The sequence below is a fragment of the Klebsiella sp. YJ genome (genome assembly GCF_002108615.1).
In the GTDB taxonomy this organism is placed as follows: domain Bacteria; phylum Pseudomonadota; class Gammaproteobacteria; order Enterobacterales; family Enterobacteriaceae; genus Klebsiella; species Klebsiella planticola.
Window position 1 is genome coordinate 105,560 of record NZ_MTEG01000008.1, and the last position, 15,443, is coordinate 121,002.

14 protein-coding genes are annotated in these 15,443 nt (G+C 56.1%); 8 read left to right on the forward strand and 6 right to left on the reverse strand.

Annotated elements, in window-relative coordinates; all coding sequences use genetic code 11:
* Window positions 1–22 precede the first annotated feature (22 nt).
* Together BV390_RS10680 and ydfG are read right to left on the reverse strand one after the other, a co-directional pair.
* Window positions 23–709 carry a GntR family transcriptional regulator gene (locus tag BV390_RS10680; protein WP_032687529.1) on the reverse strand — a complete coding sequence of 229 codons (687 nt, stop codon included), beginning with the start codon at window positions 707–709 and terminating at the stop codon, window positions 23–25.
* Window positions 710–801: 92 nt separating this feature from the next.
* Window positions 802–1,551: a bifunctional NADP-dependent 3-hydroxy acid dehydrogenase/3-hydroxypropionate dehydrogenase YdfG gene (ydfG, locus tag BV390_RS10685; RefSeq protein WP_032687530.1), complete on the reverse strand. Its 750-nt coding sequence runs from the start codon at window positions 1,549–1,551 to the stop codon at window positions 802–804.
* Between the two features lie 520 nt (window positions 1,552–2,071).
* Here ydfG and BV390_RS31805 point away from each other — a divergent pair.
* Both BV390_RS31805 and dcp read left to right on the forward strand, forming a co-directional pair.
* A complete protein-coding gene (locus BV390_RS31805) occupies window positions 2,072–2,194 on the forward strand; it encodes a hypothetical protein (protein WP_255379489.1) in 123 nt (40 codons plus the stop codon).
* 98 nt (window positions 2,195–2,292) lie between these two features.
* Window positions 2,293–4,338 carry a peptidyl-dipeptidase Dcp gene (gene dcp / locus BV390_RS10690; protein ID WP_085396907.1) on the forward strand — a complete coding sequence of 682 codons (2,046 nt, stop codon included), beginning with the start codon at window positions 2,293–2,295 and terminating at the stop codon, window positions 4,336–4,338.
* 158 nt (window positions 4,339–4,496) lie between these two features.
* On the opposite strand, the gene BV390_RS10695 is transcribed toward dcp, so the two are convergent.
* The gene (locus tag BV390_RS10695) at window positions 4,497–4,739 is read right to left on the reverse strand and encodes a DinI family protein (protein ID WP_032687533.1); all 243 of its coding nucleotides are present in this window, start codon (window positions 4,737–4,739) and stop codon (window positions 4,497–4,499) included.
* 383 nt (window positions 4,740–5,122) lie between these two features.
* On the opposite strand from BV390_RS10695, the gene BV390_RS10700 reads away from it, so the two are divergent.
* A complete protein-coding gene (locus tag BV390_RS10700; protein WP_004862401.1) occupies window positions 5,123–5,353 on the forward strand; it encodes a hypothetical protein in 231 nt (76 codons plus the stop codon).
* A gap of 108 nt (window positions 5,354–5,461) precedes the next feature.
* Here BV390_RS10700 and blaPLA read toward each other — a convergent pair whose 3' ends face one another.
* Window positions 5,462–6,337: a PLA family class A beta-lactamase gene (gene blaPLA / locus BV390_RS10705; RefSeq protein WP_085396909.1), complete on the reverse strand. Its 876-nt coding sequence runs from the start codon at window positions 6,335–6,337 to the stop codon at window positions 5,462–5,464.
* 292 nt (window positions 6,338–6,629) lie between these two features.
* Here blaPLA and BV390_RS10710 point away from each other — a divergent pair, with 292 nt between their 5' ends.
* A complete protein-coding gene (locus tag BV390_RS10710; RefSeq protein ID WP_015584254.1) occupies window positions 6,630–6,893 on the forward strand; it encodes a hypothetical protein in 264 nt (87 codons plus the stop codon).
* A 101-nt stretch (window positions 6,894–6,994) separates the two neighbouring features.
* Complete coding sequence (locus tag BV390_RS10715; protein ID WP_085396910.1) at window positions 6,995–8,095, forward strand: AAA family ATPase; 1,101 nt, start codon at window positions 6,995–6,997, stop codon at window positions 8,093–8,095.
* Between the two features lie 42 nt (window positions 8,096–8,137).
* On the opposite strand, the gene BV390_RS10720 is transcribed toward BV390_RS10715, so the two are convergent.
* Window positions 8,138–9,403, reverse strand: a complete 1,266-nt coding sequence (locus BV390_RS10720) for an MFS transporter (protein WP_032696111.1) — start codon at window positions 9,401–9,403, stop codon at window positions 8,138–8,140.
* Between the two features lie 184 nt (window positions 9,404–9,587).
* Complete coding sequence (locus BV390_RS10725) at window positions 9,588–12,695, reverse strand: beta-galactosidase (RefSeq protein ID WP_085396912.1); 3,108 nt, start codon at window positions 12,693–12,695, stop codon at window positions 9,588–9,590.
* Window positions 12,696–12,916: 221 nt separating this feature from the next.
* Between BV390_RS10725 and BV390_RS10730 the strand changes: the two genes are divergently transcribed.
* The 3 genes from BV390_RS10730 (at window position 12,917) to BV390_RS10740 (ending at window position 15,358) form a co-directional block, all read left to right on the forward strand.
* On the forward strand, window positions 12,917–13,981 hold the full coding sequence (locus BV390_RS10730; protein ID WP_032696114.1) for a LacI family DNA-binding transcriptional regulator: 1,065 nt from the start codon (window positions 12,917–12,919) through the stop codon (window positions 13,979–13,981).
* 498 nt (window positions 13,982–14,479) lie between these two features.
* Window positions 14,480–14,851 (forward strand): Spy/CpxP family protein refolding chaperone, encoded by a 372-nt coding sequence (locus tag BV390_RS10735; RefSeq protein WP_046852789.1) that lies wholly within the window; start codon window positions 14,480–14,482, stop codon window positions 14,849–14,851.
* Window positions 14,852–14,929: 78 nt separating this feature from the next.
* Window positions 14,930–15,358, forward strand: coding sequence for a glycine zipper 2TM domain-containing protein (locus BV390_RS10740; protein ID WP_032687540.1), 429 nt, complete (start codon window positions 14,930–14,932; stop codon window positions 15,356–15,358).
* Window positions 15,359–15,443: the final 85 nt, after the last annotated feature.

The following is a 15,443-nucleotide window of genomic DNA, read 5'->3' on the forward strand; positions in this document are numbered from 1 at the left end:
ATTTGGCTGCCGCCGGAATCATTTACTCTTCACTAAACCAGTCGCGATTTTCCTGACGAATTAATAATACCGATTCACTGATTTCATGCAGGTGAATATTCATCGCGGTACCGACCGCATCGGCATCACGGTTTTCCAGGGCCTGAAAAATTTGATGGTGCTGGCGCAACAGCATCTCCGGAGGCGTAATGTGATCGAGGCTCATGTAGCGGACCCGGTCAATTGTCGCTTTAATATTCTCGACGGTATCCCACGCCAGCTGACAGTCGGCAATCAGCGACAGTTTTTGGTGAAACTCATCATCCAGCTGAAAAAAATCATTTAATTGCTGACGCTCAACGGCAATACGCTGCTGGTTAAGATTTTGCTCAAGCTGATAGATTTGTTCGGCGGTGATCATCCCGGCGGCACGACGCACCACGGCGCATTCGATAGCCTGGCGAACGAAACATCCGTTGCGAACCTGAGAAAGTGAGATCTTATTGACATAGCTGCCGCGCTGCGGACGAATTTGAATAAGACCATTCTCAGCCAGTTTGATAAAAGCCTCACGCACCGGTTGGCGGGAAACGCTAAAACGCACAGACACTTCTTTCTCAGACAGCGGGGTACCCGGCGGGATCAAACAATGCACGATATCATGGCGAAGGATACGATAAATTTGCTGGTTTACAGGCTGTGTCGGATTAAGTTGCAATTCTGCGGCCATTGATGGTTACTTTTATTGGGGGGTATGCGCTATTTTACGCGTTATTTGTCCATTCGCCCATACCCGGCCGCAAAGCGGCCAGGCTGTCGGTTTTAACCCGCGCGATGGACGCTCAGACCAGCAAAGCTTTGGCTGACCGGCATCATTTCCAGCGTGTTGATATTGACATGCGCAGGCAGGTTAGCGACCCACCATACCGCTTCGGTCACATCTTCCGGTGTTAACGCCTGGGTATTCTCGTAGGCTTTACCCGCTTTAGCATCGTCGCCTTTAAAACGCACGTTAGAGAACTCAGTACCGCCGACCAGGCCGGGCTCAACATCGGTCACACGAATGGCTGTACCGTGCAGATCGGTCCGCAGGTTCAGGCTGAACTGGCGCACAAAGGCTTTGGTCGCACCGTAAACGTTGCCGCCGGAATAGGGCCAGCTGCCGGCGGTGGAACCGATATTAATAATATGACCGCGGTTGCGTTCAACCATACCCGGCAGTACGGCACGGGTCATATAGACCAGTCCTTTGTTGTTGGTGTCGATCATATCTTCCCAGTCTTCAACGCTGGCTTTATGCGCCGGCTCAAGGCCCAGCGCCAGACCGGCGTTATTGACCAGCACATCGATGGCCTGCCACTCGGCCGGCAGCCCGGCAATCATCTCTTCAATCGCGGCGCGGTTGCGTACATCCAGTTGCGCGGTGTAGAGATTGTTGCCCAGCTCATCCTGCAATGTTTTCAGGCGCTCTTCACGACGCCCGGTGGCGATCACCTTGTGACCATTAGCGATAAAACGGCGAGTCATGCTTTCACCAAAACCTGCTGTTGCACCGGTAATCAGAATAATCATCATCGCTCCTGTCAATGTTCTCATCATGCCCCAACCGTCTCATGCCGGGGATTTCAATACCGTCTTGCTTAATATTTTTCGTAAAAACGGTCCGCCGGCGTATTGCTGCGCGCCAGGGGACAACACAAAAAGATTAAGCAATGACGATAACCGCTCGTTACCAGCACTGTAGCTACAAAAGAAAAGAGAGTCTACCTCCGTGGAACAAGCAATACGTTTCCAAAACAGGTAATTGCGACGGTGAGCGGGGGGAAAGCGACTTCCGCCGGGATAAACATCGCTATGGCAAGAGTGGGCGGTCTGGCGCTTTTGGCTAGCGGGAAAAGAGGTGGCCGGCTGGCCAATGATGCGAACCTTGTGGAAAAATAAACAAGAATGTATTCATGGCATGAATTGATCATCGACGCATTATGGGGATTGTTATTCTGCCGCCACACCATAGATGCGCGCAGGATTGACACTTAAATCCTTGTCGCGCCGGCCTTTTGCGTCGGCGCTTTTTTGCCTGAGGAGGGTTCCGATGAACGAATGGGAAGAAGAAGAGAGCATTCCGACCCACGCCACCATAATCAGCACGGCAATCGATATTCTTGGCGTAACGGGCGCGCTGTTGCTGACCAGCGTTGTCTTTTTTTTGTTATGACCGTGTTCGGCTAGCGCCGCTCGCCAGCCGGCGGAAATGATTGCGGTCAATCAATGAGTTGCCTAATCTTACTGGATTACCGAGTCCAGGAGATGATGATGGCCGACAATAACCCTTTTTTGCGCGTCAGTCTGTTGCCTTATCAGGCACCTCAGTTTGATCTGATTGACGATACCCATTACCGACCGGCATTTGATGAAGGCGTTCGCCGTCAGCGGGAGGAGATCGCCGCGATAGTGAATAATCCGCAGCCGGCGGACTTTGCCAACACGCTGGTCGCGCTCGAGCAGAGCGGGCAGCTGCTGGCGCGCGTCACCCGGGTGTTTTTTGCCATGGCCGGGGCGCATACCAACCCGACGCTGCAGGCGCTTGATGAGCAATTCTCTGCTGAGCTGGCGGATCTGGGAAATGATATCTGGCTTAACGAAGCGCTGTTCCAGCGCGTGAAGCAGGTATGGCAGCAGCGTGACACCTTGCCGCCAGATAGCGAGTCCCGCCGGCTGCTGGAGATCACCTGGCAGCGTTTTACGCTGGCCGGCGCGACCCTGGCTGACGCGCAAAAAACGGAGCTGCGGGCTTTGAATACCCAGGCTGCGGCTTTACAGAGTCAGTTTCAGCAGCGCCTGCTGGCGGCGGTTAAATCCGGCGGTCTGGTGGTTGACGACCCGGCGCAGTTAGCGGGACTCAGCGATGAAGAGATTGCTGAAGCCGCAGATGCCGCGCGGGAAAAAGGGCTAAGCGACCGCTGGCTGTTGCCTTTGTTGAACACCACTCAACAGCCGGCGTTACTCGCCTTACGCCGTCGCCAGACGCGTGAGAATCTGTTTGCCGCCGGCTGGAAACGCAATCAGAAAGGCGATGCGAATGATACTCGCGAGCTGGTGCTTCGCCTGGCGGAGATTCGCGCCCGTAAAGCCGAACTGCTGGGCGTGACGGATTACGCCAGCTGGTCGATGGCCGACCAAATGGCGGCAACGCCCGAGGCGGCATTTGCGTTCATGCGCCGGATAGCCCCGGCCGCCCGGGCAAGAGCGGAACGCGAGCTGGCGGATATCCAACAGCTGATTGATAGCGAGGGCGGCGGCTTTAAAGCCGAGGCCTGGGACTGGTTATACTACGGCGAACAGGTGCGCCGGGCGACATTCGCCATCGATGAAGCACAGTTAAAACCCTATTTCTCCCTCGACCGCGTTTTAGAGGATGGCGTGTTCTGGACGGCATCGCAGTTGTTTGGCCTGCGCTTTGTCGAACGGTTTGATATTCCGGTTTACCACCCGGACGTCCGGGTATGGGAAATCTTTGACGCCAACGGGGAAGGTCTGGCGCTGTTTTACGGCGACTACTTTTCCCGGGATTCGAAAAGCGGCGGGGCGTGGATGGACGTCTTCGTTGAACAATCCACGCTGCTCGCGCAGCATCCGGTGATTTACAACGTTTGCAATTACCAGAAACCGAAGGCCGGCCACAGCGCGCTGCTCTCCTGGGATGAGGTCATCACCTTATTCCATGAATTTGGTCACGCGCTGCACGGGCTGTTTGCCAGTCAGCGTTATGCCAGTCTGTCGGGGACCAATACGCCGCGTGATTTTGTCGAGTTTCCGTCGCAGATCTATGAGCACTGGGCCAGTCAACCGCAGGTGTTCGCCCACTATGCGCGCCATTATCAGACCGGGGAAGCGATGCCGGATACGCTGCGTGAGCGTATGTTACGCGCGGCGAAGTTTAATAAGGGTTATGACATGAGCGAGCTGCTGGCGGCGGCGCTGTTGGATATGCACTGGCATAGCCTCTCGTCGGCAGATATTCCGCGCGATGTCGATAGCTTCGAAGCGCTGGCGTTGCGTCAGGAGCAGATGGACCTGGCCGCGGTGCCGCCGCGCTACCGTAGCAGCTACTTCTCACATATTTTTGGCGGCGGCTATGCCGCGGGCTATTACGCCTACCTGTGGACCCAGATGCTGGCGGACGACGGCTACCAATGGTTCGTTGAGCACGGCGGCCTGACCCGCGAAAACGGTCAACGCTTCCGCGAGGCGATTTTATCTCGCGGCAATAGCACTGATTTAGCAGAACTTTATCGCCAGTGGCGCGGGCATGATCCACAGATTGAGCCGATGCTGGAAAACCGCGGGCTGAGTGAGTAGGGCAACTTTGTGTCGGAAACAGAACCGGGCTTGCGGCCCGGTTTTTTTATCAGTTTTTCCTTCCCCAAAATCTCTGCTGAATGTCGGCGGCGGCGGTAAAATGTTGTCCGGAGGCGGATAGCTTCACACGCCAGAGGCAATGACACTTTCTCTCTCCATCAGTCCTCTACCATCCACATATCAGCCTCCTCAAACATCTCCTGCACAGCACGGCTGATTTGTTCTTTTTCGTGCTTGCTGGCATCGGTGTTAATTGCCGGTAAGGTCATCATCGGCTTTACACGCACATCGGCATCGGGAAATATACGGTGAATTCGCTTCGATAATTCAGCTGCAATCGTCTCTTTCGCACCGGGTAGTCCCTCAAAGTTCCGCTTGTCATAAATCAGTTCCACAAACATATTTCATCCCTCTGCGTTAATTGTTGACGATATTTTTACTGTGGTTGCATACAGTATCAAGTTGAGTGGACGCCGTGAAGGTCAATCGTGCGATGCCGCGATTGTTTCTCGTGCGCCGCTCGCGTAACCGTCAAACAGTTCATCAGCAAAAGACCCGATGTTTAAACGTATCCCGATGTCTGCAAAGAAAATCGCCCGGCTTTTCTCTTTCCAACCTGCAGACCTCTTCCGGCGTTGTCCTCAGTGACACCCTGCGCCCGGAACGGCGTTGTTAAACAGGTAAATATTAACTCTTTGTAATTAATATTTTTTTTGCTGTTTATTTGCCTCCGCTTAGACGAGAATATCCTCCCCGATAATGAAATGGCTGAAAAGGATCCGCTATGTTAGAAAAATACTTTCAATTTGATGGTGATAGTGGCGACGCGGCTATCGAGAAACATAAACGTTTGCTCGCAGTTCAGGCAGCATTAGAAATTTCAAAAGCCGCCGTCTCTTCATCAACCGCAAATTCCGGTATTCGTAGCCAGATGGATTTACGTAATGTGGCTCAGGAAGTCGCTTCCTTAGCCGATGCCATTCAGGATGCTCTCGAAGGTTACGAAGAAAACTAATCCTCCATCGCTGCGCTGTCTCCACGTCAGGCCTCGCGTTTGCGAGGCTTTTTTACGTCCGGGAGGCATTGTCCGGGGAGTTCCTGTTCGAGACCGCCCGCGGCGCGGCTAGGGTCTGTTCTCGTCTGCGGACCAGTGCGTGACCAGCGTTGCGCCGATGGCCGCAATCTGTTTATTGCGTTCATCCATTGTGGCGGGGGTCCCGGTCAAATAAATCACCACGATGCGCGCAGCTTTACCGTCCGGACCGAGAGCCGCGATGATCCCGCGCGAGCCGCGATTGCCGGCTCCGGTCTTATCGGCAATAAACCAGCCCGCCGGCAGCACCGATCGCAACAGCGGCCCCGCAACTTTGTCCTCTACCATCCAGCGTTGCAACTGCTGCTGCGAGGCGCTGGAAAGCACGCGACCGGTCAACAGATTTCGCAGTGTCCTGGCCATCGCTTGCGGAGTTGTGGTATCTCGCACGTCGCCCGGCCGCGCTTCATTGAGTTCCGTTTCCCAACGGTCAAGCCGCGAAGTCTGGTCGCCGCTGTGGTGCAGGAAGCTGGTCAGCCCCTGCGGGCCGCCGAGAGTGGTCAACAGCAGGTTTGCCGCCGTATTATCGCTCAGGGTAATGGCGGCAGCGCACAGTTCGCCCACGGTGAGCCCATCGGTAAGATGCTTTTCCGTCACCGGCGAATATTCCACCAGATCCTGCTGCCGGTAATGGATACGGCGATCGAGCTGTTCTTCACCGGCATCGACACGCGACAAGACTGCGCCGCAGAGCAGAACTTTAAAAGTGCTCATCATCGGGAACCGTTCGTCAGAACGATAGCCGGCCAGCAGTTGCCCGGAAGCTAAATCCAGTTCGGCGTAGCCGACCCGACCCTGAAGCTGGCTTTCGGCTTGTTTAACCGTCGTCACCGTAGCTTGATGCGCCCAACCGGGGAGCGCCAGGGCGGCTAACAATGGGAGAAGGGCGAATCGATATTGACGCATAGCGGAATGGTTCCCTGGGGTTGTGGTACACAAGTCGATCTGGCGGGTTTTGTGGACGTCGCGGAAAATAAACAAAAAAATAAAGACAAATAAGAGTTATGAAGATTCACAATTTCTCTTTTTTCCTTCATCATCTGCCAGCTTTTACCAGTAATAATCAATGCTTAGCTCAGTATATGAAAGAGTTTTTTTCATTCGGGCTGGTATGAACTATAAGAATGTACTGAAGGTTGTGTAAATGCTCTACGCCGTCGGCGATCACATATTAACCATTGATCCATCCGGGAGGAACATGGTGGACCCGCTAATCAAGGTCATGCTGGTGGGGGGAAAGGCGGATGGCCTGTTGGTCAGCGTCGCCGGCACGGCGACGGAACTGTCCGTCACCGCCGCGCAGTATGGCGCGAAATCTGGCAATCCGCTGAGCTATCGGATTGTTTCGCAAACGATCGATGACGAACGCTATTTTTTCGGCGTGTTTAGCGAAACCCATGACGATGCCGACAAGCTCAAACGCGTGGCCCTGACCCGAGGCATGAAAAAGTCTCTCCGCTGAGTGCGTCCTTGCCGGACGATTGACCTTCGTCCGGCCTGACCGTGTTATCATTCCCCTTGTTTACCACTGCCGCAGCGCGGAGTTTTTTCATCGGGAGCACCATGATTCACCATATCCGCATACAAAATTTCAGATCGGTCAGGGATATCGAGCTGGAACTGGGCGCGCTCAACATCGTGTTTGGGCCGAATGGCTGCGGCAAGTCCAACATTTACAAAGCCATTCACCTGTTAACCGCCTCCGCGGACGGCAAGTTCTCAGGCTATATCAGTGAGGAGGGCGGCCTGGAAAATGTGATGTGGTCAGGGCGAACGGCCGCGACGGCGCGCCACCCGCGTCGGCTGCAAATTTCCTGTCTGACCGCCGAGTTTGACTACGAGCTCCAGGTGGGTTTCCCGGAAAAGCTGCCTTATCCCACCCAGTTTATGCTCGACCCGATTGTCAAAGAGGAGTCCATCTGGCTGGCGGGATTCTCCCGTCGACCTTCCGCCAGGGTTTTGCAGCGCAAAAACCAGGCCGCGTTCCTGCTCGATGTCAACGGCGAGAAAAATACCTTCACCGATACGATTTATGAAAACGAGTCGATCTTTGGCCAGTTGGGCGAGCCGCACCGCTTCCCGGAAGTTTCTCGCGTTCGGGAAACTATGCGCCAGTGGCGTTTCTACCACGAATTTAACATCAGCCGACATTCGGCGCTGCGGCATCCGACGGTAGGTTATCGTTCACCGGTCCTCGACAGCGACGGGCATAATCTTGCCGCCGCTTTTCAGACGATTGTCGAAATTGGCGCCGAAGAGTTGCTGCACGAGATTCTGGCCGCCGCTTTTCCGGAGTGCGCGTTCTTCTGCGAAAATGAAAACTCGCGTTTCTCGATTAAGATGCGGCGCAACGGCGTGTTTCGCCCGCTGCTGGCGGCGGAAATGTCTGACGGCACGCTGCGTTTTTTATGTCTGGCGGTAGCGCTGTTGAGCCCGCGCCCGCCGGCATTCCTGGCAATTAACGAACCGGAAAACAGCCTGCATCGACAGATGTTTCCGGCGCTGGCCCGGCTGATTGTCGAGGCCTCCCGCTATAGTCAAATCTGGTTGACCAGCCACTCTGCCGAGCTGGCGGCGCTTATCTCCTCACAGGCCGAGAGCCGGATATACGAGCTGGAAAACAGCGACGGCGAGACGCGAATCAAAGCCGCAGCGTCCGGATAATGTTCGCGGCCCGTCTTACGCAACGGGCCGCGAATTTGCGGTTTACGCGGCGTTGTTATAGCCGGCGGTCGGCAGCAGCGTTTTACTGCCTTTCAAGGTGAACAGCGAGATAACGGTAAAGCCCAGGGTAATCGAACCCAGAATCAGATAAGCCTGATGGAAGCCGACGGTGTCGTACATGCGGCCAACCCATGCCGACAGCACGACGCCAGAGAGCTGCTTCGATAAGTTAAAACCGATCAGGAACAGGGTAGCGGACAGTTTCGGGTTAAATGCTGAGGAAATATATTTAAAGGTGCCGACCAGCAGGAACGGAACTTCAAACATATGCAGCATTTTTAAGATAACCACCTCGACCGCCGTCGTGGCGAATGAAGATCCGAGAATACGTACGGACATAATCATCCCGGCGGTTAGCAGCGCATTTTTCGCCCCGATACGGTTCACAATAGCCGGGGCGCAGAACATGATCAGCGCATTCAGCAATTCGCCGCCGGTGGTGACGAAGCCAAAGACTTCGGTTCCGCGCCGCGGGTCGGCAAAAAAGCCTTTAAAAAAATTGGCAAACTGCTGGTCAAATACGTCATAGACGCTGGCAACGCCGACCACATAGATAATAAATCCCCAGAATCGCGGCATTCGCAGCAGCTCGGCGGCGACGCGCAGAGAAAACGCCTGACGGTTTGCGCCTAAGGCATCCATAACCTGGGCGCTGTTGCTGCTTTCCGGACGGGAGAACCACAGCAGTACCCCGAGCACCAGTGCAAAGCCGGAGGCGATCCAGAAGGTGATATTGGGATCAATGCCAAACAAGATGCCGGTGATTGAGGCGCAGAGCGCCCAGCCGACACAGCCAGCAACGCGGACCTTGCCGTATTCGAAACGGTTGGCGCGACTGACTCGCTCGATATAGGCTTCGACCGCGCCGGAACCGCTGGAGAAGACAATGCCCAGATAGAGTCCACCCACCAGCGCCCCGGCGATAATATTGACCTGCAACAGCGGTGAGAAGACAAATATAAAGAACGGGGCAAACAGAATTAATAAGATGGTGATGGTCCACAGCAGGTGTTTACGCAGCCCTAGCTTATCGGATATCAAGCCAAATATCGGTTGGCAAATAATGGCGAACAGCGAAATAGCAGAGAAGACAACCCCGGTTTCCGTTTTAGTTAAATGGTTTACGTCCGCCAGCCATACCGGGAAAAACGGGAAGTAGGCCGACATAATGAAGTAGTAAAAGAAAAAGAACAGCAGGAAATAAATAAAATTATGCCGTTCGCGTGGCGCCAGTTCAGAGAATTTCATAGAGATGTTCCAGTGTTATTATACTCGTCATCATTCCAGCTGCCTGATCCTGGCGGCACGCTGTTCCCTTGGTGATACTCGCCATCCCTGGGCTTCGGCCCGAATTCTGCCCATTTCCGCCACGGTGCATCCCGAATATGCGGGTATAGCCGTTTTAAAAGGGGCGAGAGCCCCCGTTGAGGGTTTAGCGTAAAGACAGTGAGAGCTGGTACTGCCACCGGGTCCCGAGCAGCAGCCACTGCGGCAGCACGCTTGGTGTCCACGAGTCATCGCCGCCGACGCCCATATGCTCGCCGTCGAGGGTGATCCAGACGCCTTTTTCCGCGGCCATCCGGTGCCAGTGGTCGGTTGCCATGAGCTGCTCGGTGCTGTAGGGCTGAACCGAGAAGTGGAAGTCACCGGTCACGTGCCAGCGTCCCCAATCCAGCGCTTTGTTGTCGCAGCGCAGGCCGTTTTCCGTCGGGAAAATATAGGGCGTGCTCATCGCTGCCAGCGGAAGCTGCCAGCGGGCGAAACAGGCGCTGCTCTTCCGGTCAGGGTAGTTTTCATGCGGCCCGTAGCCGAGCCACGAGACCGGTGACTGCTGGTCTGGGACCTGGAAGTGGAGGCCCACGCGTGGCAGCGGCGGCAGCGTGCCGGCCCGCTCTCCGCTCACCGCCACATGCAGATGGCCATCGCTATCAAAAGTCATCCGCCACTGGCTGACGATGACCACTTCGTCGCCGCGCAGATAGTGCCAGCGGCTGTCGACGATGGTCTCATGTGCCAGGCGCTGCGCGGTGCAGCGAACGCAGCGCGCGTCGAGCGCATAAAGTCCGGCGCTTTTCCAGCGCTCAACCCAGGCGTTGGGGTCGATACGATCCGTTTCGCTCACGCCGATATCGTTGTCCAGCGGAGCGCGAACGAACTGGTCGCGCAGCGGAGACAGCAACTGCTCTGCGCCTTCCGCCAGCCAGTGAGTTAACAAGCCGCTCTGACGATCGATAACCCATTGCTGAGATCCCTGACGGACGGTGAAGCTCTCATCATCGATGGTCAACTCCGGTGCCGGTCCGACGGCGGCGGGTGCGGGTAAGGCCAGCGGGGCGGCAAGGGAGAACTGCGCCCAGGCCACGCGGTGCCCGGCGTCAGACCACGCCGTCGCCTGCGGCTGGACAACTTCCAGCGTCAGCCAGACCTCTCTGGCGCCTGCCGGCAAGGTCAGACCGTCGCATAAGGTAAAATCTTCCTGGCCCTGCGGCGCGAGGTTCAACGCCAGGCTGCCGCTGGCCACGGTTTCACCGGCGGACTGCACCTGCCAGTTCAGCACTTCATTATCGGTGGCGCGGAACAGGTATTCGCTCGCCACACCGATCCGCAGCGGGGACTGCGCCAGCAGGGAAAACTGGAAATATTGCTGGGCATGTTTCGCTTCAATCAGCGAAGGATGAGGACGGCGATCCGGGAATACCAGCCCGTTCATGCAGAACTGCCGGTCGTTTGGCGTGTCGCCAAAATCCCCGCCGTAGGCCCAGCCCACGCTGCCGTCCTCGAAGGTCTTTTCAATTGCCTGATCTGCCCAGTCCCAGATAAAGCCGCCCTGCAGGCGCGGATATTCGCGGAAAGCCTGCCAGTAATCGGCAAAATTACCGAGGCTGTTGCCCATCGCGTGAGCGTATTCGCAGAGAATCAGCGGTCGCTGTTCGCCGGGCAGGCCAATCCACTTTTTAATGCTCCATTTCGGCACTGCCGGAATCAGCTGATCGCGTTCCACGCGGGCGTACATCGGGCAGATAATATCGGTCGCCGTGCTGTCGGCGCCGCCGCCTTCGTACTGGACCGGACGCGTAGGATCTTCGCGTTTCAGCCAGTGATACATGGCTTCATGGTTTGCACCGCAGCCGGACTCGTTCCCCAGCGACCAGATAATAATCGACGGATGGTTACGGTGGCTTTGCAACATCCGGGTGACGCGGGCGCTGTAGGCCGGCAGCCAGGCCGGATCGTCGGACAGGCGGTTCATTGGCACCATGCCATGGGTTTCGATGTTCGCCTCATCGACCACGTACAGGCCGTAGCGGTTGCACAGTTCATACCAGCGTGCGGCGTTGGGATAGTGCGAACAGCGCACGGCGTTAAAGTTATTCTGCTTCATCAGCAGAATGTCCTGCAGCATATCCTCTTCGGTCACCACCTGGCCGCGCTGGTGGTGGTGCTCATGGCGGTTCACCCCGCGGATCAGCAGCGGTTTGCCGTTGAGCAGCAGCAGGCCGTTGCTGATCTCTACCCGGCGAAAGCCGATGTCCCAGGCTTCAGCTTCAACCAGCTCTTCGCCGTGCCACAGGGCAACCACGGTACGATAGCAGTGGGGCGTTTCCGCGCTCCATTGCCGCGGTTTTTCCACCGCCAGGACCAGCGTTGCCCGTTCGGCATAATGGCCCCGTTCGTCAACTGGCGCAGAACCTGGGCGCTGGCGCTGGCGGGCAACCAGCTGTTCGCCATCCCACAGGCTGACTTCCGCCACCAGCCCGGCCAACTGCGCATCAGCGGCGGCGATGGCCAGATTGACCTGCAGTTCACCATCGCGATACAGCGCATCCAGCTGCGGGGAAATCTGCACGTCGCTCAGGTGCTGCTTCGGTTTGTTCAGCAGCCACACCGAGCGGAAAATCCCGCTCATGCGCCACATATCCTGATCTTCCAGCCAGCTGCCTGCGCTCCAGCGCATGACCATCACGCACAGGCGGTTGTCGCCCGCCCGCAGATAGGGGGTCAGGTCGAAAGCAGCCGGCAGCCGGCTATCCTGGGAGTAACCGACCCATACGCCGTTACACCACAGATGAAACGCGGAGTTAACGCCGTCAAAAATAATCTGCGTCAGGCCATCGGCCAGCCAGTTTTGCTCCAGCGTGACGTTCAGCGAGTACAGGCCGGTCGGGTTCTCTTCCGGGACCCGCGGTGGCGTCGTCTCGATGGGATAGCGGACGTTGGTATAGATCGGTGCGTCGTAGCCTTCCATCTGCCAGTTAGAGGGCACGGGGGTGCAGCGGCTGGTTTCGAGATCGCGCTCGATCCAGCGGCTATCGACGGCAAACGGGCTGGGGGACCAGCAAAATTGCCACAGCCCGTCGAGCAGGCGGAGGCGGTCGGAGGGGCGGTTGTCCCGGGCGTCGTCGAGCGATCGCCAGCTGGCAAACGTGGGGTGAGCCGCTAAACGATTAAGGTGAGTAATGGTCTGATTTTGCCAGTCTTCACGGGCCAGTACATCGTGAAACGTCAACGAGCGAACCGCGTTTGAGTCATGTTGTTGCATAGGCATACCTGACGGATAAGTGAAAAAAATGTCATTCGCTAGACAAGGATGATGCCGTTATCAGATATTTTCTATCAGGCCGCAATACTGGCGAAAATGAAACCGACTCACGATCACGAAACTTCAGAATCAGAGCTGATTTTTGTCGTCAGTTAGACATAAAATGTTAGCGGGCGACATTTGGCGTATTCAGACTGATTTTGCACAGAGAGGGGGGGATTATGCAGCGGCGTTCGGCAACCTTAGATGATGTGGCACACGAGGCCGGCGTTTCGCAACAAACGGTCTCCCGGGTACTGAATCGTCCCGATGTGGTCTCCGCGCGAACTCGCGAGAAAGTGATCCGCGCGATGCAGGCGCTGCATTATGTTCCCAACCGATCGGCGCAGCTGCTGGCGGGGAAAGCGGCACCTTCAATCGGGCTGATTACGGCGTCGCTGACGCTGCACGCGCCATCACAAATCGCGTCGGCGGTGAAAAGCCATGCCGGGGCTCATCAGCTGGAAGTGTCCATCGCCATGCCCGAACGCAGCGATTACGCTTCACTTCAGACCCGGCTGGATGAGTTTCGCGCTCAGCATATTCGCGGCGCGATTATCAGCCTGCCGCTGGAGAGCAGCATCGCGGAACGGCTGGTGCAGGAAAACCCCGATATCGCCTGTCTGTTTCTTGATGTGTCACCGGAGACGGAAGTCTCCTGCGTGCGTTTTGATCATCGTGATGGCTGCGGCGCCTGCGTGCGGCATCTCTGGGAGCTCGGCCATCGCGATTTTGGCCTGCTGGCCGGTCCGGAAAGCTCGGTCTCTGCCCGGTTGCGCCTCGGTAGCTGGCGGGAGACATTGCATCGCCTGGGCGTGAGCCAGGCCGTGACGGTATTTGGCGACTGGAGCGCCGCCAGCGGCTGGCAGAAAACCTTTGAACTGCTCCACCTGCAGCCACGGATCAGCGCCATCGTTGTGGCTAATGACCAGATGGCATTAGGGGTACTCAGCGCGCTGGCGCAGCTTAATCGTACCGGCAACAGTGCCGTTTCGGTCACCGGCTATGACGATACGGCGGACAGTCTTTACTTTCAGCCGCCGCTGACGACCGTGGCGCAAAACTTCGATCTGCTTGGTAAACGGGCGGTGGAGCTGCTGACCCAGCAGATGGCGGCGCCGCAGGTGCCGATCCGCGAACTGCTCCCCACCCGATTGATCGTCCGCCAGTCAACCTGGCCTCGTGAGGGGGAATATTCCCGCGATCCGCTGATTGCGCAGCTCAAAGCGCTGGTGGATAAACTGTAAGCGGACGTCGGTTTAACTTTCATTGAAGATAACTATGCTAGCGTATGGCCAGGCGTAGAAGGAGAGGGAAAATGCCTCTACGTAAAATGCAAAACACAATCTATCCATGCAAGCATTTATTCACCGCCAGCTATCTGGCGGTTTTTTTTTGCCGCCATTCCCGCCTCAGCTATCGCTATTTTGTTTTATTCTGCAACTTGTCCATTAAACGTACACTGAGAAGAATAAAAGCGCTGTTTAGCAAGGCGGCGGTGCGGCGACTCTCGCGGGTTATAGTTTTTAACCCAGCATAAAATGCTGCTGAAGAGGGGCGGAGTATCCCGCTCTCCGTGCCGGTAAAAATGGCGCTATGTCCAGCGGATTATGATCCAAATTTAAATTTAACTCTTTGTTACAGAAGGCTTTCAATTTGATCGTAATAATCAAATCTCTTTTTTTGCACATTAAGGATAATTGATTGTGAATAAACTTTTCCGTAACACCCTGCTTGCCGTGGCGATGACCGCGGGTTTCTCCATGGCCGCTCAGGCAGCCACCGCTGACGAAGTACCGCCGGTTTCTCAGGACCCGGTGGTGCAGCACCTTAAGCTGAGTAACGATCAGGTGACAAAAATTAAGGGTCTGCATCAGGAGTTTGAAACCAACGTCAACAATATCAAAATCGAAGGTTTCAAAGATGGCGCGCTGATCGATGTTATCCAGTCCGGTAAGTGGGATGAGGCGAAAGTGAAACAACAGCTGGCTGCTTTTGGACAGTTAGATCAGCAGGTCCGTTACTACCGCGTGAAATACTATTTTGGCGTCAACCAGGTGCTGACCCCGGAACAGCGTACCCAGGTTAAAAAAGATCTCCAGGAAGCGCTGAATTAATTTCGAACCCGCCAGCAATGGCGGGATTCTCTTTTTGCAGGATCGCATCACCAGCGACAGAATGAAAAATGAGCCATTATGAAGAGATTCCTGTTCATCGCTCTCGGCTTTCTCGCCTTTACCTGCCAGCCCGGCTTTGCGGGTAGCAAAACCGTGGTGGATTACGGCGTTGTGCAGCAAAGTCAAATCATCACCCGCGAGACTCGCAGTCAGCCGCTGCGAACGCTTGCCGCCGGCGCGGTTGGCGGTGCTATTGGCCACCAGTTTGGTAACGGGAGCGGGCAAACGGCGATGACGGCGGTGGGCGCGGTTGCCGGAGCCAGCGCGTCGCATCACCGGCAAACGCAGCGCCAGGCCGCCCGGCAGATCGAACTGACGATCAAAACGCAATCTGGCCAGCTAATCCAGGTGCTGCAGCCAGATGATGGTCGACTGACCTTCAATAAAGGCGATAAGGTTCGCATCCTGACCTCCGGTGCAAATACCAACGTTGATAAATCCGTGTAACCCGCAGGCCGCCTGCGGATAGAGGCAGGCGGCCTCTCTCTTTGCCGCTTGCCGGTTACGCCTTCACTGCGCATAAAAAGAGGAA

Bases quoted from the DNA above. Each gene is read 5' to 3' on its own strand.
- ydfG (WP_032687530.1), bottom strand. From the start codon at position 1,551: ATGATTATTCTGATTACCGGTGCAACAGCAGGTTTTGGTGAAAGCATG.
- BV390_RS10715 (WP_085396910.1), top strand. From the start codon at position 6,995: ATGATTCACCATATCCGCATACAAAATTTCAGATCGGTCAGGGATATC.
- BV390_RS10680 (WP_032687529.1), bottom strand. From the start codon at position 709: ATGGCCGCAGAATTGCAACTTAATCCGACACAGCCTGTAAACCAGCAA.
- BV390_RS31805 (WP_255379489.1), top strand. From the start codon at position 2,072: ATGAACGAATGGGAAGAAGAAGAGAGCATTCCGACCCACGCCACCATA.
- BV390_RS10720 (WP_032696111.1), bottom strand. From the start codon at position 9,403: ATGAAATTCTCTGAACTGGCGCCACGCGAACGGCATAATTTTATTTAT.
- BV390_RS10730 (WP_032696114.1), top strand. From the start codon at position 12,917: ATGCAGCGGCGTTCGGCAACCTTAGATGATGTGGCACACGAGGCCGGC.
- BV390_RS10725 (WP_085396912.1), bottom strand. From the start codon at position 12,695: ATGCAACAACATGACTCAAACGCGGTTCGCTCGTTGACGTTTCACGAT.
- BV390_RS10740 (WP_032687540.1), top strand. From the start codon at position 14,930: ATGAAGAGATTCCTGTTCATCGCTCTCGGCTTTCTCGCCTTTACCTGC.
- BV390_RS10735 (WP_046852789.1), top strand. From the start codon at position 14,480: ATGACCGCGGGTTTCTCCATGGCCGCTCAGGCAGCCACCGCTGACGAA.
- BV390_RS10700 (WP_004862401.1), top strand. From the start codon at position 5,123: ATGTTAGAAAAATACTTTCAATTTGATGGTGATAGTGGCGACGCGGCT.
- dcp (WP_085396907.1), top strand. From the start codon at position 2,293: ATGGCCGACAATAACCCTTTTTTGCGCGTCAGTCTGTTGCCTTATCAG.
- BV390_RS10695 (WP_032687533.1), bottom strand. From the start codon at position 4,739: ATGTTTGTGGAACTGATTTATGACAAGCGGAACTTTGAGGGACTACCC.
- BV390_RS10710 (WP_015584254.1), top strand. From the start codon at position 6,630: ATGGTGGACCCGCTAATCAAGGTCATGCTGGTGGGGGGAAAGGCGGAT.
- blaPLA (WP_085396909.1), bottom strand. From the start codon at position 6,337: ATGCGTCAATATCGATTCGCCCTTCTCCCATTGTTAGCCGCCCTGGCG.